An 18,430-nucleotide genomic window follows, 5' to 3' on the forward strand; every position below is an offset into this window, starting at 1 on the left:
CTCGTGATTATAGTAAATCTACCTTCTAAAAAAATTGTAATATTACCAACAAATCATGATTCTTATCCAGCATAGAAAGCCTCAAAAGAGCATACCCACCAAACAGAAAAGGCGATTTTGAACGAAATATCTATCACGACAAACGCCGCCTTCAAACTACGAGAAAAGGAAGACAAGTACCCCTAAATGAGCAGAATACAAAACAACAACTTTTAAAGACGAGTCCAGAGAAGCGGAAGCAATAATGCACAACGAGATTATTCTCTCGAAACAAGCGTATCCTCAAACTGCGATAGTAGTAAGCGAAGTGGCGTATAATAAGCAAAAGACATAAAAGCATCTAATAAGAATAGATCCACGAGGACAGGCTCCACGGGTCTGTACTGTAACAGAATGAAATCCATAGGTTTAAGGGGAAGAAGGGCTTTATTTACTCTTGGCGAGAAATGTCTAAAAAGACCAAAATGAGCAGTTCATTGAATACCCCTCAATTAGAAAAAAACAAAGCTGAGCTTACAGTATGCAAGATCGGGTGTTATCAACACTACCACTTCCCAATAGATAAACCGATGAAGGCGGGGAACAAGGCATGAAAAATAGAACGATGCTTCCCGAAACGACTTAGAGTACAGCAACGAGCAGTTAACTCCAAGTTTCGCCATGATTTTAACGGCTACTGACAAAAGAAGTCTCGCGCTTGGCTTAGCACGAGACTTAAGACTACCACTGTTGAATCAACTCTCTTGTGCCATATCTAAATAAGAAGAATCATGGTAGCTTCTCCACTTATCCTCAAACCGCTGGAATTCCTTCGCACTCCCCTTACAAAACCGCTTTTGAAACCAAGGAACAAACTTAGACTGATTCTGTAAAAATAAAGTGCCAGGGTCACAGCAACCCTTCCCCATTTCTTTCATCCCCCTAATGAAGGATTTCGGACCTTTCCCAAGTGTCCGTACTACGTTAATACCTACACCGAATAATCCCAGAGTTATCAAACGATTAGACAGAGATACACGTACCCCTTCAAACATAAACGACAAACTACGATAACGACCATAAGGCTTCGTGTTTACTAGACGCAGTCCTCCTAACATCTGAGGATTGCCTACAACAGAACCATTCACAAATAACTCGATCCAAGCCGTTGTCCCAACAAGCCGAACAAACAAGCAACCATCTTTAATCAAATACTCGTACTCTAGCGGTAAAGTGACCATTTCAATCGATCTATTCCAATGAATAACCACACGCTTGTTACCAACAGCAAATACATAAGAATAGTCATCGATCTTCTCAGTAGAAGCAAACATGCTGCATACTGCACGAACTTTCGGTGTGTCCACGACATGCGGAAAGGAATCGGGGAATTGCGATATTTGATTTTTAAAATGCATACTTATTCCTCCAAATAGGTTTTTTAAGAACACCTATTATGAAGTTTCTCAAGTAAACAGTCTGGAAATGGATTTGTTTAGCAGACTAACTGAGAACTTAAGGAGCCGAGGGCATCTTGCAAAACGGCTAGAGAGGTGGGGGAGTGGCAGGAAGAAACAGAACAAAACAAAATGGGAAAATTCCCGAAGTAGTCGAGTCAGCTTCGACTAACCGATAACTCCTGTTTACTAATCGGCTTGTTTAATTATCAGCATCATCAGAATGCTCCTTAACGATTACTTTTTAGGTCAAATGAATTTTCCAGAATAAATGATTTTATCCGACGTTGAAATAAAAAATGTGCCTCGCGTACATTGCTGCAGGAAAGGCACATAACCATAATTTCAGACTGATTTCGGTGGTTTTGACTGGTTTCAGTGGTATTAGAGCCAGCAGCACTGGTTTTACAGACCATTCTGAAGGTTTTAAAACCACTTCACCAAGCAGTATAATCATAACGGCTAACCTGATCTACAAGGGACGCTGGCAACTCGAAATTCAGCCATAAGAATTCATCATGACGTCTGCCGTTAGAAGCAGAACTCACATGGACGTTCTTTAAGTACACTTTTTTCCAGCCATTTGCAACAAGCCGCTCATAACTTGCATTATCATAACCGCTGAGAAGCACCTTAGCTTTCGTCTTAAGCAATTTAGCAACCAACACTCCATGATCCTCTACAGACCACGAACGTGTCCCATAGTGATCGTCACGAATCATCCCAGAGTCGGGCGAATAGGGAGGATCAATATACAAAACCACATCGTTCTTCCCCTCAAGTAGACCAAGCCATTCAAGACAGCTACCGTGCGTGACCTCAACCCCAGACAAAGTCGGATAAAAGGTATAAAGCTCACCAATACGTTTTAGATATGATTTTTGCCTAGCAGGATTCACAACACGAGTCGGATCAAATTTAATCATATCGGCTGCTCTGCTTAAACAAGCACAAATGAAGAGTGCAGCTGCTGACGTTACCCTATCCACACTAGATGTTTCAGAATACCCCTGAGAAAGGAGACCAGCCTCATACTGTCGTATTTCCCGCGCCCACTGGAATGTCTCTTCGCTACAACCGAGCTCCTCAAGACGAGATATAAGAGCATACGCATCTTCACGTACGCCAAGACAAGCGAAAAAATGGCATACACCAATGTCCATATCGTTATAACAGCGATAAGCGAAAAGGGTAGGTGGTAGATTTAAAAGCATTCTACCACCGCCGCCACAAAGCTCATAAAAGGAATGTATATTATAAGCACCAGTCACATACTCAATTATTGGCACGATATTTTCGACAAGTTGATGTTTTCCACCGATATATGGGATGACACTTCTGGCATGCTTCTCACCAGACGTACTTAGCACCTTACTCATTTTGACTGTGCTGCTGATGAGCGAGTGCGTCTATACGGAAGATATAGAAGCGCTTTGTCGCTTTCGAGTTCATATTAGGCTTAACTGCTTCCTGCAACCGACTTTGCCGAGAATTGTAGAGAAGCTTGCCCATTTCCTTGAGACCCCTGACTATATCCAACAATCGCTGCTGGCGCATAGTGCCCTCCAAACCAAAAATGTCAAGTAACGCTTCAGTCGTTACCCCAACCGCACCTTCACCAAACTTAGCAACATACTGCTCCGAATCGAGAACAACCCCAGCACTCTCACCATGCACATACTGATTGGAAGAAACAGTCGGATACGCATCAAGCTCGTTTGAAATACTTTCAACAATGATTTCGTAATATTGGCTCCCCTCATCAGAATCGACTTTCCCCTCCATAGCTGAAAGGAGATTAGGAACACGAGTGAAGTCACCTTTAATTTTAAGCTTTGTCACATAATCAATGACCCGATGAAGCTGTGCCTTCTCCATAACTCCAAAAATATTAAGTTCTCTCAGTATAGCGTCAAAGTTATCCCGCATATCCACGACCAAATAACTCGCAGATGCGCCACCCTCCAAACGAGTCGTAAACCTCACTGCGTACGTAGCATATGTAAATTCGGGATGGTTACCAAAAAGCAAAATAATTTGCCACAGGTCTTCAACTGGATTTATAAGTTTTCCCTGATCTTCAACAACCTCACGCTGCTTAACAACAGATAGCATGTATTGTCCCCCTGTTCTTGATGTAGTGAAGCTTTACTCCGATAATTTACGCCAATCCAACAAATCTATTCTATCAAAAAGAACATCACCCTGAAACCCCTTACCTTCATAAAAAGCAGCCGACAGAAATAAGCAACTACCCCATACTAGTAAAGCAGGCAGAACAACGCCTGCCTTTATTGCGGATGTGCTTATGATTATTCTCGGATGAAATGGGTGAAACCTCCTTACAATTCCATTCACAATTAAAAAGCCCTTCTCATAAAGAGAAAGGCTTTTAGATGGAGACCCCTTAAAATGAAACTCCACTCGTTGGTTGGGACATGACGTACGATGTTCCTTTGGTTACGATTGTTTGGATCTTGGCGTCCGCTCCAGCACGCTCGAAGGAGGAACCTACTACTCTGTACCAATTTTTTCCTAGCTTGACGTAAGGGTCAGCGTGGTTGTTGCCTGCGATGATCATGGTGTTGAAACCAAAAGAATCTAATGCAGCAGAAATGATTTGAGCTTGCGAATCGCAGTCATTTATCCTACCGATATTACCACCTCTGCCAACTAAAGCATCGTAAGCGGATCTTGGGCTTCTGTCCAAAGGATCACGAACTCCGGCATATAAATCACTTGTTGCTCCTACAATGTTTATCACCTTGATCATGTCCGCTGTTGAGACATTGTCTTTTACCATGTGGTACAGATTATTGTCAGCCGAGAGTAAACCCCGATACTCTTCCGACCCCCTGACGTAGTCTGTGTGCCGTGCTCCGTCGATATACTGCAAATACTGGTCGTTATAAGCGTCAAACTTGGTTGTGCTTACATCCTTTAAGGCGTCCTTGATGATTTCCATTACCTTATTGTATTGAGTCTGGTTCTCGGATGCGTAGGTGTGATAACCGTGGCGCACCGTCATATAACTCATGCGCAGACCTTTAGCCATGTAATCCTCTGATGATCGGATTTTGAGAGTGTTGCTTACTTGATCCCAATCAACTAGACCACCGAATGCTTTATTCACAACATAAGCAGGTACCATCAAAGTGCCTTTATACGTTATAACCGGAGCGTATATTTCTACTGTCGCACCGTTCAATATAACCTTGTTACTGCCGCTCGTTAGCTTAATTTCTCTGTAGTCTTTAGTTAAGGTTGCCGTTTTCGTAGCTTGGTTCCAAGAAAATTTTGCATTGATTTTCTCAAAAACACTCCGTACTGGTATATAACGATTACCGTCCACTTCTACCGCCGACTGCGGGAACGTCTGCTTAATTCCGTCGATAGTGACGATGACGTTTTTATAGTTCTGATTGACCGAGAGCTTCGAAACCTCAGAACCTGCGGCAGCTGCTACCCCAGAGGATAGAAGCAAACTCCCAGCGACTACTGCGCTGACCAATAGAGTCGTAGAACGTAAAGCATACCTCAACCCCTCATTGCGGTTCTTCTTGTTGTCCTCATGCTGTATCTTCCGACTAAGAATATCTTTCATAATCATCATCCCATTCCTTAAGAGTTATACCTAAGCTCACTAACCATGTCGCTAATTGCTTTTATATCTGACAAGCACAAAAACATTCCCCACATAAATTCCCTTCAAAATCAATTCATTTAATTGTTAATATTTTACTTTTTGTTGAATACTCGATCTGTCGTTTTTATTATAACACATTGACAATGGTTGTAAAAGGAGTTTCCTCTTGGACGAATATTCTCTCACCCTCAAACAAATTATTGGGAAAACTATTAAATCTATCCGCATCAACAAAGGGCTTAGTCAAGAAGATCTCGCGGAGCTCACTAACGTCGACCGATCATATATCTCCTTAATTGAAGTGGGTAAGAATGAGCCATCAGTTAGCAAAATTTTTGGGATATGTGAAGGTCTGGGCATAAAACCTTCTAGTTTTTTCAAGCTCATAGAAATAGAATATGATGAATACTCTGCTTCGCGCAAATCAGAGAATGACTAGACGATCAGTTTACAACTGGTCGTCTTTTATATTAAATGAACACAATCATTTTGACTGTTTCATCCGTGTAACATTAATTAAAAAATGGTGCAACAGGCATATGAGTTGCTCAATATTAACAACAATTCGCTCGTCAAAGAAAGAAACCGCCAGCATAACCTACTGGCGGCTTTCTTCTAATCCTGATAGGAGATCATGACACCGCTTGCCCCATACTAAACCATCAAGCAAACCAATTTCGTACATAAGGTCTTTCTCCAACGTATGACGCTGATTGATGATCTCCTCATAGTTCAATAGCCAAAGATAGAGCGGTTCCGATAGTTCTGAACGCAATCGATTCATGACCCCGATTTGCTGCTGCCTTAAATCAAACAGTTCGAGTTGATCCATCGGCTGCTGTGCCAGTTCCAATAGTCTTGCTTCTATTGATGGACGCATCCATTGGGGCAGCACCGCCCTCATGATACATCCTCCTGACCTAGATGCACATCATTCAACTTATGATTAGACACAGTGATTATTTGCTCTCGATGTTTACGTAAGCTCTGAATTTCATCCCTTATTTCCTGCCGCCGTTCCTGGGTTGTGCTTACTTGGCTATGCTCAAGAGCCAGCTTAGAATGCTGTCTGGCGATGGATAGAAGCGCTTGTGTCTGCGTGTCATCTAACTTTATTCCGAGCAAGAGACGACCGTTTGTGAGCTTGGTATTAGCTACATGTTCAGACCCTTTATCCGTTGAATGATTGACCACCAACAAAACCTCCTAAAGAAATGTTTTGTTGATGGTACCTTGAATTCAAGAATATTTCAATAGGATAAAGCGTTAAATTAATAAAGTATAACAACGTAAAAAAACGGCATCTCTGCCGTTTTTCGCCTTACTCTTATGGAGAATAACGGGATCGAACCGATGACCTCATCGCTGCCAGCGATGCGCTCTCCCAGCTGAGCTAATTCCCCGAATCAATAAATCTTACTTCCAAGCCTTTTTCCACTGGTTGGTTTATGCTACATGGTGTGCTCCCAGCTGAGCTAAGGCTCTTTAATAAATCTTTATGCTGGTAATCCGTATATTCACGCACTCGCCTCTCCCTCACTCTTCCCCCCGTAATAACCACCTGCACCCCAATCATCACCACAATAACAGCAAGCAGCGCAACAAGCGCAGCCATAAAGCTCCCACTACTATCATAAATCGCCCCAATTAATAATGGCCCCATTGCGCCTATAATGTAGCCACCACACTGAGACATCGCCGACCATGCCCCTGCTTCCTCTGGTGTATCTGTCTCGACAATCGGCAGCATAAGCGCGAGTGGAAACAATCCTCCCGCCCCAATGCCTAGCAATATTACAGCTGGCAGCATCGGCAGATGGAAAAGCAGCATAACAATCCCGATTAGCTCAGACACACTGCAAAGGATCAGATAAAATCTCCGTTTCCCTGACCTAGCAACAAGGAAGGGAATCGTCAACGATACAGGAATTTGAATAATCGTAAAGACGGTAAGGAGCATAGCCGCGCTTGCTGCGCTGTACCCGAAGTTCAGAGCAATAGGTGAAATCCACGCCGTAACCGAATAAAACACACTGGCCATTAATCCGAAAAACAAGGTCAACAGAACCGCTTTTTTATTGCGAATTGGCAGTCTTGAAGGAAGTTTGGAACTAGATCGTACCAAGCTTTCCTTGTCCCCCTTAATCCCATTGTTTCCAAGAAAAGCCGACCAAACGATTAAAGCAATCACTCCGAAAATAGCCCAGATTGACAAAGTCAGCGTTAAGCTATGATTGCTGCGATTGTATAAAGGTATAGCAAAGGCAGAGGCAATGGCTGCCCCTACGGTCATCGAGGCGGAATAAACACTCACAATTCCGGGCTTTGTGGGGAAATATTTTTTAATAAACCCAGACAGCAGCGGTCCTGCCAAGCTAATCCCGATACCCCCAACTAACGCAGTTACAATCAGTATAAAAACGGAGCTAACGATCCCCCGCAAAGCGGTAGCCCCTGTAATGAGAAATAATGCAAAGAAAATAGTTCGCTCAAGCCCTGTTCGATCACGCAATACGGTTGCCGCTGGAGCAAAAATCCCCATGCATAATACAGGCAAGGTCGTCAGCAGACTTGCGGTTAGCCCACTCATTGCTAGATCATTTTGCATCGTACGAAGCAATGGAGCAACTGATGTTATAATCGGTCTTAAATTTAAAGCTGCAATAAATATAGCTAACAATAAAAAATATTTTTTCATAGCTGCTGCCTCTCTCTTTTTAGCTTTGTAACTCTTCATCAAGTATATGGCGTCACAATCCATTGATCAATTCTATAGTTTATATTATTATGATAGTAAAATACTATCATTCAAAGGAGCCGCTGCATGGACAATCGAAATATACAATACTTTATGGCCGTATTTGAGCTGCTTCATTTTACGAAGGCTGCCGAAAGACTTGGCATCTCACAGCCTACTTTAAGCCAGCAAATTCGCATCCTTGAAGCAGAGCTCGGCACGCCGCTTTTTGACCGCATCGGTAAAAAGGTTGTGGCAACGGAAGCCGGCAAGCTTCTGTGGCATTACGGAGTGAAGATGCTGCAAGCAGAACGGGATGCCAAAAATGCGATAAAGGAGCTTCTATCTGGAGAAGGCGGCAACGTTCGTCTGGCCGTGCTGCCCTCGGATTTGGATTTTCAGCTCGTCCCACTGTTCGTTGCATTTAAGTCGAAATATCCTCAGATCCAGCTGCAGGTTTTCTCAACTATACATGTGCAAAAAGAAGTGCTTAACCATAAAGTCGATATCGGCATTGGCTTGCAAGGTGCACCAGATAAAAGACTAGTCCAAGTTCCGCTTGGGTCGGAGCCCTATCATCTCTTCGTTCATGCAGCAAGCGAGCTCGCTAAACGAAAGGAAATTACCCTGCGGGAACTGGAGCAGCATGCATTAGTTATGTATCCGAAAGGCTTTCTCGGCCGTGATTTGGTTGATGAGGTTTGCATCAAAGAGGGCTTCGAATTAGCTACTGTTATGGAAACGAGTTCAGCCCATTCGCTGCTGCAATTAGTTTCTGCTGGGATAGGCGCTACTATACAGCCCAAAGGCTTGCTTCGTCAATTTCCAGAACGGCTGGACATTGTAGCTGTACCTTTCACAGGGCCTACGCCTGTGCGCCATATGGAGCTGATGTACTGTACGGATCGCTTTATTAGCCGCTCGCATCAACAATTAACGGATGGGCTAATTGATTTTTTTCATGGGAAAAATAGCTAGAGCGACTATGCCTTCAGGCAGCGGCAATGATGTAAAAAAAGGCAGCTAGAACAAGGGTTGTCCCTTGTTCTAGCTGCCTTAAATGAATCGGTTACGGTGCGGCACATCACGATTATTCCATATACAGCATCTAGCTTAAGAAAGGCAATTGGCCATGCAAATAGGACGATAGCATATGCTTAATAACCGGATCTTCGCCCCCGTCCTGCTTTAAAGCCATACAGAGCAAACGAATATCATCACTTATATACCCGGCCAAATCATGGTTCTCTGTCAAGCGGAATGCTTGCTTAAATGCTTGTTCTCGCCCCCCACGTATTTGTTCACTCTCTTCCACATCAGAACCATCAGCGTTGAGCTCCCATCGCTTTGAAGCCGTAATCCATTCGTCATCATTCGCATCACGCCTATCTAAATATTGGTCAGCATCCAGTTCAGAAAATGTTTGTGCCGTAAGCAGGCTCCCTGCCTCCAAGCCCTCTAGCAATTTGAGCAATTGTGATTGACTCACCAAAATCCGCCTCCTAATTAAAGTTCTTTCAAACGCTCATGTGAGATTGCGATAGCATAAAATAACGGCAAAACGAGTATCAGCTTAACTATAGTAACGCAATTAAAAATCGATTTAGAATAAACCTATTCGCAATACACTTTACTTACTTTATATATATTAACCTAATTACTATATTCAATTGAACACGCCTAAGGTCGTGCTCAATACCTTTGGCAGGTAACGTTCACAATTTCGAAAAACTTGCCCATTGTGCATCTTTGCATTTTGGGCAATAATATTCATGAGAGTTGTATAAGATAAGCTTTTCCCATTTATACGAATTTACGAAGGAGGTGTACTCATTGATTGTTAAACAAACCTTGCGTGACAGAAAAAAAGAAGCCACCGCCGCTGCCCTGGCCGAAGCCGCATTCGAGCTCGCACTTGAAAAAGGTTTGGATGGCTTCGTAGTCGACGACGTTGTGCAGCAGGCCGGATATTCCAGACGAACGTTCGCCAACTATTTTTCCTGCAAAGAAGAAGCCGTTGCTGCCGTTGCCGTTGCCGTCCCAACAACAAGTGTAGAGGAATATAAGAAGTTACTTGCGGGCTTGCCACAAGCAGCAACACCACTTGATGTTTTGTACAGCCTGATGCAGATGCAGTTTACCGCTGAGTTTTTGCTTAAAATACGCAAATTTGTCTCCCTTTCGAAGCAGTACCCCACACTTGAACCGTACATCCTAGGTGTGTTCCGTCGTTTGCAAATGGGAGCTCAGGAAGCACTGGAGCCCTTTACCCACGGGCGTTATAAAGACGGGTATACCCATCTTCTAGTCGGCGCTGTTTATGGAGCGTTTGTGCCGATACTTGACGGCAGTCTGAACGTCCTGCTTCCGGGTGAGACAGAAGCTGAACCGACAGCTGCGATCCCATTCGATCAATATTTAAATGCGATGTTCGAGTATTTGCGAAAGGGCTTCTAGCCACTTTTGACGACCAATCATCATGATATAAAGGAGATTAACATCACATGTCAACATTTTTATACAAATTAGGGAAATCCGCTTACGACAAGCCCTGGCAATTCCTCATCAGCTGGATCGCTATTCTTGGAGTCGTAATTGCTATGCTCGCAGTCAATGGCATCCATTCCAGCTCTGAAATGAAAATTGCCGGCACAGAATCGCAGAAGGTACTCGATCAACTAACGAAAGAGCTTCCCGAAGCTTCTGGCGGACAAGCCAGCATTGCCTTTACGGTTCCAGAAGGAGAACGTTTAGACACGCCGGAACGGTTAGCTTTAATCCAGAAGGCTGTTAATGACGTTTATAATGTAGACTTTGTCATTAATCCTGCCAAATTGGCGGCGGAAGCTGGCCTTTCGGCTGCTGACAGCAGCCAAATGGGCGCCGCGGCTGGACAAGCAGATCAAGGGACGCAAACGAGCCAGCCAAGCACCGCTGAAATACCTCCTTATGGCCCTTTGATGGTAGATGGCGTTCCGGTAATCGGAGTCATGCTCTCATCTGACGGTGGTCTCGCCCTGTTCCAGTTCCAATTCACCGAGCAGCAGGCGTCACTGCCCAAATCCGTACCAGATGCTGTAATCAACGCCGTCGCTGCTGTCGAGCAGAATAATTCCGGCATTACAGCTATACCTAGTGATTCGCTTAAGAGCACGCCGGCCATCGGTTCGACAGAAGCAATCGGTCTTCTCGTTGCAGCCGTTGTACTCATTATTACACTTGGCTCTGTTGTTGCTGCGGGTCTGCCGCTGCTTACCGCTATTTTTGGCGTAGCGATCAGTATTGGAGGCGCATTTGCCCTCTCGAAGTTTATCCCGATCAATGACATTACGCCTATTTTGGCGATCATGATTGGACTTGCTGTCGGCATCGACTATTCCCTATTTATTGTAAATCGTCAGCGCCGCATGATTTTAGATCAGGGACTAAGTGCGCGTGAAGCTGCGAGCAGAGCGGTTGGTACAGCTGGCAGCGCCGTATTTTTTGCAGGCTTAACCGTTATTATTGCTTTGTTCGGCATGCTCGTCATTGGCATTGAGTTCTTGTCTACGATGGCAATGGTCGCTGGAGTGACGGTTTTCGTCACTGTACTGCTGGCCCTGACTCTGCTGCCTGCCCTGCTTGGTTTCGTAGGTGAACGTATCTGCTCGCCTAAAGTCCGCATGAAAAACAGCAGCACAGGCCATAAAGCTCAGCATGGCTTCTCCATTCGCTGGGTTAAGGGAACGGTGAAATATCGCTGGCTGATTATTATCGGAGTGATTATCGTTCTAGGCACGGCAGCGATTCCGGTTACGAAAATGGAGCTCGGGATTCCCTCTGGCGCTTCGGCAAACCTGGATACGTCTGCTAGGCAAAGTTATGACGCGATTTCCAAAGGGTTCGGAGAAGGCTTCAATGGTCCCCTGCTTCTGGTGGGCGAGCCGCAAAATTCCTCCGATACATTCACTCCTGAAAAACTCGGCAATCTCGTTCAGGAGCTTCAAAAGCATGACAATGTTTCACTCGTCACACTGATGGGTGTGAACAAAACGGGCGATATGGCGATTATTAGCCTGATTCCTAAAACAGGACCAACGGACTTAGCAACAAAGGATCTAGTAAACGATCTGCGTGCCCCAGAATCAAGCATTGCGCAAAATACGGATGTGAAGCTTGGCGTTACTGGGTTCACCGCTATTAATATTGATATGTCGTCTAAGCTGTCGGAGGCGTTCCCTCTGTATGTCGGCATTATCGTCATCCTGTCCATTATTATTTTACTCTTGGTGTTTCGCTCGATCATCGTTCCAATTAAAGCGACGGTCGGTTTTATTCTCAGCATACTTGCAACGTTCGGCCTTACCACGGCGGTTTACCAGTGGGGTTGGATGCATTCGCTCTTCGGCTTTGACACAGGCGGCCCGCTGCTCAGCTTTATGCCAATCCTTGTCACCGGAATTCTTTACGGACTGGCGATGGATTATCAGGTCTTCCTAGTCAGCTCTATGCGTGAGTCTTACGTGCATGGCCATAGAGGAACCGACAGTGTCGTACACGGCTATGATCTGGCAAGCCGCATTGTTCTTGCTGCTGCTGTCATTATGGTATCCGTCTTTGCCGGATTCATTTTCGCACCTGATGCCATGATCAAACAGATCGGCTTCGCGCTGGCTATTGGCATACTTATCGATGCATTCATTGTCCGTATGACGCTGGTTCCAGCCGTCATGGCTGTCTTCGGAGATAAAGCTTGGTGGCTGCCAAAATGGCTAGACCGTTTGCTGCCGAACCTCGATGTCGAGGGTGATAAGCTGATTACCGCGCTGAATGCACAGAGCAGCAGCGACAGCAAAAAGAAGGCGAACAAGCCCGCATAACGATCAACTTTTTCATGCCAGCTATGTCGCAAACGGCGAAGGTTGCAACCAAACAAAGGATATGTTAAAATTCACTAAACTTAACGATAGGAGCTGAAGAGGATAATGTAGACTTTCTTGCTGAACGTTTGAAGAATAAAACATCGTGTTTTGTTCTTTGCGTGCAAGAAAGTTACTTATTCTTTTCACTCAAATATATAGGCTTATTTGGCCCATGCTGGGCTGAATTTGCTGTATTTTTTGAGCTACAAGAAGGGTAACTTTCTTGTAGCTCTTTTTATTTTTTCAAAAGGGGGAATTTGTCATGTCCTTAATTAAAGTGACGAACCTTACATTTGCCTATGAAGGCAGCTACGACAATATCTTTGATCAGGTCAGCTTTCAAATCGATACCGACTGGAAACTGGGCTTTACGGGAAGAAATGGCCGGGGGAAAACGACGTTTCTTAATCTGCTGCTCGGCAACTATGAATACAATGGCACCATTTCTGCCGATGTCAGCTTTGAATATTTTCCATTCCCAATCGAAAATAAGGAAAACAATACGCTGGATATCATCGACCACATATGCCCGGACTATCAGCATTGGGAGCTTCTGCGCGAGCTTTCCCTGCTGAAGGTGTCGGAGGATGTTTTATACAGGCCCTTCGATACTTTATCGAACGGAGAGCAAACGAAAGTACAGCTTGCTGCCTTGTTTCTGAAGGAAAACAGCTTTCTGCTCATCGATGAGCCGACGAACCATCTGGACATCCATGCCAGAAAGCTGGTCAGCGATTATTTGAAAGCCAAGAGAGGGTTTATTCTCATATCCCATGATCGGGCATTTCTTGACAACTGCGTCGATCATATTCTGACGATCAACAAAGCTGGCATCGAAATTCAGAAAGGCAGCTTTTCCGATTGGTGGGAAAATAAACAACGGCAGGACCACTTCGAAATGGCCGAGAACGAAAAACTGCGCAAGGACGTCAAGCGGCTGAACGAAGCCGCAAAACGAACGAGCAGCTGGTCACATGAAGTAGAGAAAACGAAAAATGGCACCCGAAATTCTGGCTCCAAGGTGGATAAAGGGTACATCGGTCACAAGGCCGCGAAAATGATGAAGCGATCCAAGTCGCTTGAACATAGACAGCAGTCGGCTATCGACGAAAGATCCCAGCTTCTGAAAAATGTCGAAAGCTCCGATAGCCTCAAAATTTCGCAATTGGCTTATCACAAGTCCCAGCTGATTGAGCTGGATCACGTCTCGATTCAGTATGGCGAGAAGCCGGTTTGCCGCGACGTCAGCTTCACGATCGAGCAAGGGGATCGCATTGCTCTTTCCGGCCCGAATGGCTCTGGAAAATCAAGTCTCCTCAAGCTGATTTATGGTGAGGAAATCCCCTTCTCTGGAACGTACCGCAAAGGAAGCCAGCTGAAGATTTCCTATGTAGCGCAGGACACCGCGCATTTGCGAGGCCATTTGTCAGCTTATGCCGAAAGCCATGGAATCGACGAAAGCTTGTTCAAAGCGATTTTAAGGAAGCTGGATTTTTCTCGTATTCAATTCGAAAAGGACTTAGCCTCCTTCAGCGGCGGCCAGAAAAAGAAGGTGCTGATCGCTAAAAGCCTTTGCGAGCCCGCCCATCTGCATATTTGGGATGAGCCGCTCAATTTTATCGATGTCATCTCCCGGATGCAAATCGAAGAGCTGCTGCTGGAGCATGCGCCAACGATACTTTTTGTAGAGCATGACAGCGAGTTTTGCAAGCAGGTGGCGACCAAGGTCGTGGAATTGAAAGGCTAGCATTGTTCATTTTTTTCTATAAAAAAGGAATTTCCCTTCAAGCCATTTTACAGCCTGAGGGGAAATTCCATTTAAATAGGGGATGAGTAACTCAACTGTCACAGGAAGTAGCGAATTTACTCATTTATTTCATCCATTACTGCATCCATTTTTATTAGCTTGCGCGGCACTTGTTCTTTTTCACCATACCATAGCAGCACATCAGCAAATAAATCTAAAATACGAATGAAGTTATCCTTGTCCGCCTCTGATACTTTGTCAGCATACTGAAAAATATCATCAAAGCAAATTTGGCGGACAAATTCTGTGTATTTTGCATACACCTCGCGCCCTTCGGCAGAAGGCTTTACATATATATCTTTGCGATTGCCGCTTAAATGATATTTCTCCAATAGGCCTTTTTCCTCTAAATTTTTAACGTTTTTGGAAAAGGTGCTGCGACTAACCCCAAGACGTGCTGCCATTTCCGACATTTTCTCATCCTTGTCCTCAGCTTCCAGAATATATTCCAGCGTCTGAATTTGCGAGGCAGAAAACATCACATCTGTTCCATAGCTTCGCTGCAGCTTATAGGTGTTTGAGTAAGCATTCCCGTACTTAATGATCTTCTCAATAAGTGCTCGATGGTTGCCCATCCATTCTAATTTCATTGGCGATCCCTTTCATCTTACATGTACAAAAATTAGATTCGTTGTTCCATCCAAGAAACGGCTTCTTCAATGACCTCGTCGCGACTTGGTTCGTTAAATATTTCATGCATGAGATGAGCATAAATTTTCAACGTTTTATCAGTAGAAGCAATATCTCCGTAAAAATCACGAGAATCCTGTTCGCTTACTAGCCCGTCATTAGCTCCGTGCAGCACTAAAACCGGATCAACAAATGTTTTCGCATGTTGTTTCAGCCACTCTACTCCATACCCTAGGCTATTGAATAGATCTACAGAAATTTGCTTTTCTACTAGCGGATCATTCGCGTAAGCGGATACAACCTCTGGATCACTGCATACTCCGCTGCCAAGCTCATTTGGAAAATACGTGCCCAAAGGAAGCGCTAGCGGCAGTTCTCCGGCAACCTTCGTATGATAACGCGTAAGCGCTCCAGATAAAACAATCCCTTTTACTTTGCCTGGGTATTTAGTTCCAAAAGAAGAGGAAGCAAAGCCTCCCATACTATGTCCGATTACAAAAAGAGGGGTATCGCCGTTCTCTTGCAATGCCGCCTCAACAATGACATTTACATCGTCAATCATTTGATGAAAATCGTTGTAGAAGGTGCGCGGACCTTCTGACCTGGCATGGCCACGATGGTCAAAACGATATACATTAAAACCACGCTTGTTTAATTTTTCCGTCAAATAATCGTAGCGTCCAGCATGCTCGCATAAACCATGGACGATTACAACTGCGGCCTTTGCATCACTGACCATATTTTTACTGAAATAAAGCTTTGTACCGTCAAAGGAGGCGATCGTTGTTTCAATAATGCTCATAATAACTCCCATTCCTTTCGCTACGCTCAAGCACAAAACAGATTGAATTCCACCAGCCCTGAGCGTTTGTTAGTGTGCTTAATGTTTGATTGCCCAGAAAATTATATTCTTTTAAAATAATATTGTTTCTTGTAGAAACAATATTATCACCATCACAACTTTTTGTCCACGCAAAATTTAAGCGCTTTCAAAAAAATCGGCTTACTTTGCCATGGACCAGCTCTAGGCAATTGAGTTGTCCTCCAAAGGAACAACCACCGTCAATTCCTATTTTGTCTCCGCCAAGCCAGATCTCACAGGAACCGTGAATATCCTTTGTAATCGTATGACCAAAGACAACAACCTTTTCCATACGAGTTTTGTTCCTGTAAAACTCCTCCTTGATATACAGCAAGTCATGAACATTCTGCTCAGATAATTGGGATACTAAAGGATTTAAACCTGCATGCACATAGATGTAATCGTTATCTTCGTAAAAGAAAGGAAGGTTTTTCAAAAAGTCCATGTGAGAAGAAAGCTCCCCCATAATCACATCTCGCACTTCCTTCAAATGATCTAAACCATTACTCTTGGTAGTCTTACAGTAACTATGTAAAGTTTCGCTGCCGCCATGCTCAAAAAATTTAATTATTTCTTGTTCACTCGCCCGATTCTCTATCACCCTAACAAAACGATGGTCATGGTTGCCTTGGATTGCAATTGCCCCCTGCTCTTGGACTAAATGCATGACTAAGTCAACGACCTCTTTGCTTTCCGGCCCTCTACTTACATAATCCCCCAGAAGAATCAGTCTATCTTGTACTGAACGATATTCGACTTTTTCCAAGAGTTCTATAAACTCGCGGTAACAGCCGTGAATATCGCTAATTACCAATGTGCGTTCCACATTCATAAGTTTTCTCCCTTTATATTTGGATATATTATCCTTGTATAGGATAACACGCAAAACCTTCCTTAAAAACATCACTAACTATAGTATTTACTTTGAAAATTCTATGTACCACATATATTGGGTCTCCTTCGTTACATGCATGCCTACATGCCTACAACGAAGGAGTTTTTAATCTTAGCAAAATCACAAAGCTAGTTACCTGGAAAAATGGTTACTTTACTTTCTCGTTGCTCTGCAAGCCGGAGTAATACTTTGGGGATTTCTAAACACATTTTGAGGGTCATATTTAGCTTTTATTCTCCGAAGCCTAGGATAGTTCGCTCCATAGTATACCGGCCCGGAATTTTTAATTCCTTGGTCTGGAACGTTTATATAGGACCCTACGATAAAGGGCTGCAGCTTCCGGCGTGTTTTGCGAACGATGGCGATATTTTTAGCAGCTTCGGATTTCTTAAGCCATGAGCTGTTCCACTCCACATAAAATTTCGCTTTACGCCAGTAAAATGCCGTTGATCGAGGAGCTTTACGGCTTACGGCCCCACCCCAGTTGAGGAAAAAGAATCCCGCGAACTCTCCTTCTACATTTTCTAAAAATTTGCGCATGGACTTTATCGCCTGATTGGGGAACGGCTTCCTTCCGAAACCGGAGGAGAACTGATTGCTGTATCTTTGAGTAAGCACCGGATCTGGAGGCAATAAAAATTTCACCGCTTCCGTGTACGGCAGCAACCGGATTATTGTGCTCGTTGGCGTTCCGACGCTCGTAACGGGCCTTAATAGGCGGATCGCCTCCGTTTTTGATCCGAGGAACAGCCCTTCCATGGTTACATTGCCGCCCTTTTTCGGACCAATGGATAATTCACTGCCTAGCCTGTTATTGACGAAAGGGGCCCAATTTTGCCAGGCTTTGAGTACCGCTTCGAATTGATTCCAGGGCCAAGTGATGCGATATACGGTAGCCTTGGCTGGAGCGCGATGTACTTTAAATTTGTATTTGGTATATACGCCAAAGTTGCCGCCGCCACCCCCACGGGAGGCCCATAGCAGATCAGAGTTGCACTTTTTGTTGGCACGAATCACCCTTCCCTTCGCATCAACCATTTCGACTTCAAGAAGATTATCGCTGATGAGGCCAATCGACCGTTGGAGCGGCCCGATTCCTCCACCGAGTGTGATACCGCCGATCCCTACAGTAGGACTGTCACCAAAAGGAGCTATAAAACCTTGCCGTGCAAGCGTGTTTGCAATTCTTCCCACTCTATTGCCCGTCTCGACAACAGCCGTTCCGCATCTTTTATTTAATTTGATTTTTTTCATATTACTTACATCGATGACAATTCCGCCATTGACCTGTGAAAGATTGACTTCGAGAGAATGTCTTCCACTTCGCGGTCGAATCGGCACCTTATGCTCACGGGCCCATTTTATAGCGTTGGCTACATCTCGTGTTCTTTGGGCAAAAACAAACACTTTAGGGAATTTGTCCGTATGGGGGTCCCAATTTTTACGTGCTGCTTCATAACCTGGATCGCCTTTGAAAATAACTCGCCCAGTAAGCTTCGTTTTTGATTTCAATAAT

Annotated in this window: 17 protein-coding genes and 1 tRNA gene; 5 read left to right on the forward strand and 13 right to left on the reverse strand. The window is 44.3% G+C overall.

Going from position 1 to position 18,430, the window contains the following annotated elements; translation table 11 throughout:
• Nucleotides 1–734: 734 nt before the first annotated feature.
• From ACSR9A_RS13545 to ACSR9A_RS13560, 4 genes are all read right to left on the reverse strand, one after another.
• On the reverse strand, nucleotides 735–1,397 hold the full coding sequence (locus ACSR9A_RS13545) for a hypothetical protein (RefSeq protein WP_473757702.1): 663 nt from the start codon (nucleotides 1,395–1,397) through the stop codon (nucleotides 735–737).
• A gap of 476 nt (nucleotides 1,398–1,873) precedes the next feature.
• The gene (locus ACSR9A_RS13550; protein ID WP_473757703.1) at nucleotides 1,874–2,815 is read right to left on the reverse strand and encodes a DNA adenine methylase; all 942 of its coding nucleotides are present in this window, start codon (nucleotides 2,813–2,815) and stop codon (nucleotides 1,874–1,876) included.
• A complete protein-coding gene (locus ACSR9A_RS13555) occupies nucleotides 2,808–3,551 on the reverse strand; it encodes a hypothetical protein (protein ID WP_473757704.1) in 744 nt (247 codons plus the stop codon). The genes ACSR9A_RS13550 and ACSR9A_RS13555 overlap by 8 nt, the downstream gene beginning before the upstream one ends.
• A 292-nt stretch (nucleotides 3,552–3,843) precedes the next feature.
• On the reverse strand, nucleotides 3,844–5,040 hold the full coding sequence (locus tag ACSR9A_RS13560) for a stalk domain-containing protein (RefSeq protein ID WP_473757705.1): 1,197 nt from the start codon (nucleotides 5,038–5,040) through the stop codon (nucleotides 3,844–3,846).
• Nucleotides 5,041–5,248: 208 nt separating this feature from the next.
• Here ACSR9A_RS13560 and ACSR9A_RS13565 point away from each other — a divergent pair, with 208 nt between their 5' ends.
• Nucleotides 5,249–5,521: a helix-turn-helix domain-containing protein gene (locus tag ACSR9A_RS13565; protein ID WP_473757706.1), complete on the forward strand. Its 273-nt coding sequence runs from the start codon at nucleotides 5,249–5,251 to the stop codon at nucleotides 5,519–5,521.
• Nucleotides 5,522–5,680: 159 nt separating this feature from the next.
• Here ACSR9A_RS13565 and ACSR9A_RS13570 read toward each other — a convergent pair whose 3' ends face one another.
• From ACSR9A_RS13570 to ACSR9A_RS13585, 4 genes are all read right to left on the reverse strand, one after another.
• The gene (locus ACSR9A_RS13570) at nucleotides 5,681–5,986 is read right to left on the reverse strand and encodes a hypothetical protein (RefSeq protein WP_473757707.1); all 306 of its coding nucleotides are present in this window, start codon (nucleotides 5,984–5,986) and stop codon (nucleotides 5,681–5,683) included.
• Complete coding sequence (locus ACSR9A_RS13575) at nucleotides 5,983–6,276, reverse strand: hypothetical protein (RefSeq protein ID WP_473757708.1); 294 nt, start codon at nucleotides 6,274–6,276, stop codon at nucleotides 5,983–5,985. The genes ACSR9A_RS13570 and ACSR9A_RS13575 overlap by 4 nt, the downstream gene beginning before the upstream one ends.
• Before the next feature lie 136 nt (nucleotides 6,277–6,412).
• Nucleotides 6,413–6,485, reverse strand: a tRNA-Ala gene (locus ACSR9A_RS13580).
• Nucleotides 6,476–7,780: an MFS transporter gene (locus ACSR9A_RS13585; RefSeq protein ID WP_473757709.1), complete on the reverse strand. Its 1,305-nt coding sequence runs from the start codon at nucleotides 7,778–7,780 to the stop codon at nucleotides 6,476–6,478. The genes ACSR9A_RS13580 and ACSR9A_RS13585 overlap by 10 nt, the downstream gene beginning before the upstream one ends.
• A 126-nt stretch (nucleotides 7,781–7,906) precedes the next feature.
• Here ACSR9A_RS13585 and ACSR9A_RS13590 point away from each other — a divergent pair, with 126 nt between their 5' ends.
• Nucleotides 7,907–8,797 carry a LysR family transcriptional regulator gene (locus tag ACSR9A_RS13590; protein WP_473757710.1) on the forward strand — a complete coding sequence of 297 codons (891 nt, stop codon included), beginning with the start codon at nucleotides 7,907–7,909 and terminating at the stop codon, nucleotides 8,795–8,797.
• A gap of 130 nt (nucleotides 8,798–8,927) precedes the next feature.
• Here the strand turns inward: ACSR9A_RS13590 and ACSR9A_RS13595 are convergent, their stop codons facing one another.
• The gene (locus ACSR9A_RS13595; RefSeq protein WP_473757711.1) at nucleotides 8,928–9,308 is read right to left on the reverse strand and encodes a hypothetical protein; all 381 of its coding nucleotides are present in this window, start codon (nucleotides 9,306–9,308) and stop codon (nucleotides 8,928–8,930) included.
• 335 nt (nucleotides 9,309–9,643) lie between these two features.
• On the opposite strand from ACSR9A_RS13595, the gene ACSR9A_RS13600 reads away from it, so the two are divergent.
• From ACSR9A_RS13600 to ACSR9A_RS13610, 3 genes are all read left to right on the forward strand, one after another.
• Nucleotides 9,644–10,276 carry a TetR/AcrR family transcriptional regulator gene (locus ACSR9A_RS13600; RefSeq protein ID WP_473757712.1) on the forward strand — a complete coding sequence of 211 codons (633 nt, stop codon included), beginning with the start codon at nucleotides 9,644–9,646 and terminating at the stop codon, nucleotides 10,274–10,276.
• A gap of 47 nt (nucleotides 10,277–10,323) precedes the next feature.
• Nucleotides 10,324–12,678, forward strand: a complete 2,355-nt coding sequence (locus ACSR9A_RS13605; protein WP_473757713.1) for an MMPL family transporter — start codon at nucleotides 10,324–10,326, stop codon at nucleotides 12,676–12,678.
• Between the two features lie 304 nt (nucleotides 12,679–12,982).
• Nucleotides 12,983–14,467 (forward strand): Lsa family ABC-F type ribosomal protection protein, encoded by a 1,485-nt coding sequence (locus tag ACSR9A_RS13610; RefSeq protein ID WP_473757714.1) that lies wholly within the window; start codon nucleotides 12,983–12,985, stop codon nucleotides 14,465–14,467.
• Nucleotides 14,468–14,583: 116 nt separating this feature from the next.
• Here the strand turns inward: ACSR9A_RS13610 and ACSR9A_RS13615 are convergent, their stop codons facing one another.
• The 4 genes from ACSR9A_RS13615 to ACSR9A_RS13630 form a co-directional block, all read right to left on the reverse strand.
• On the reverse strand, nucleotides 14,584–15,117 hold the full coding sequence (locus tag ACSR9A_RS13615) for a MarR family winged helix-turn-helix transcriptional regulator (RefSeq protein ID WP_473757715.1): 534 nt from the start codon (nucleotides 15,115–15,117) through the stop codon (nucleotides 14,584–14,586).
• Between the two features lie 32 nt (nucleotides 15,118–15,149).
• A complete protein-coding gene (locus ACSR9A_RS13620) occupies nucleotides 15,150–15,959 on the reverse strand; it encodes an alpha/beta hydrolase (RefSeq protein ID WP_473757716.1) in 810 nt (269 codons plus the stop codon).
• Between the two features lie 187 nt (nucleotides 15,960–16,146).
• Complete coding sequence (locus ACSR9A_RS13625) at nucleotides 16,147–16,851, reverse strand: metallophosphoesterase (protein WP_473757717.1); 705 nt, start codon at nucleotides 16,849–16,851, stop codon at nucleotides 16,147–16,149.
• A 216-nt stretch (nucleotides 16,852–17,067) separates the two neighbouring features.
• Nucleotides 17,068–18,426, reverse strand: coding sequence for an FAD-binding oxidoreductase (locus ACSR9A_RS13630; RefSeq protein ID WP_473757718.1), 1,359 nt, complete (start codon nucleotides 18,424–18,426; stop codon nucleotides 17,068–17,070).
• Between the last annotated feature and the right edge of the window lie 4 nt (nucleotides 18,427–18,430).

The organism is Paenibacillus sp. R-74696, from assembly GCF_055814915.1.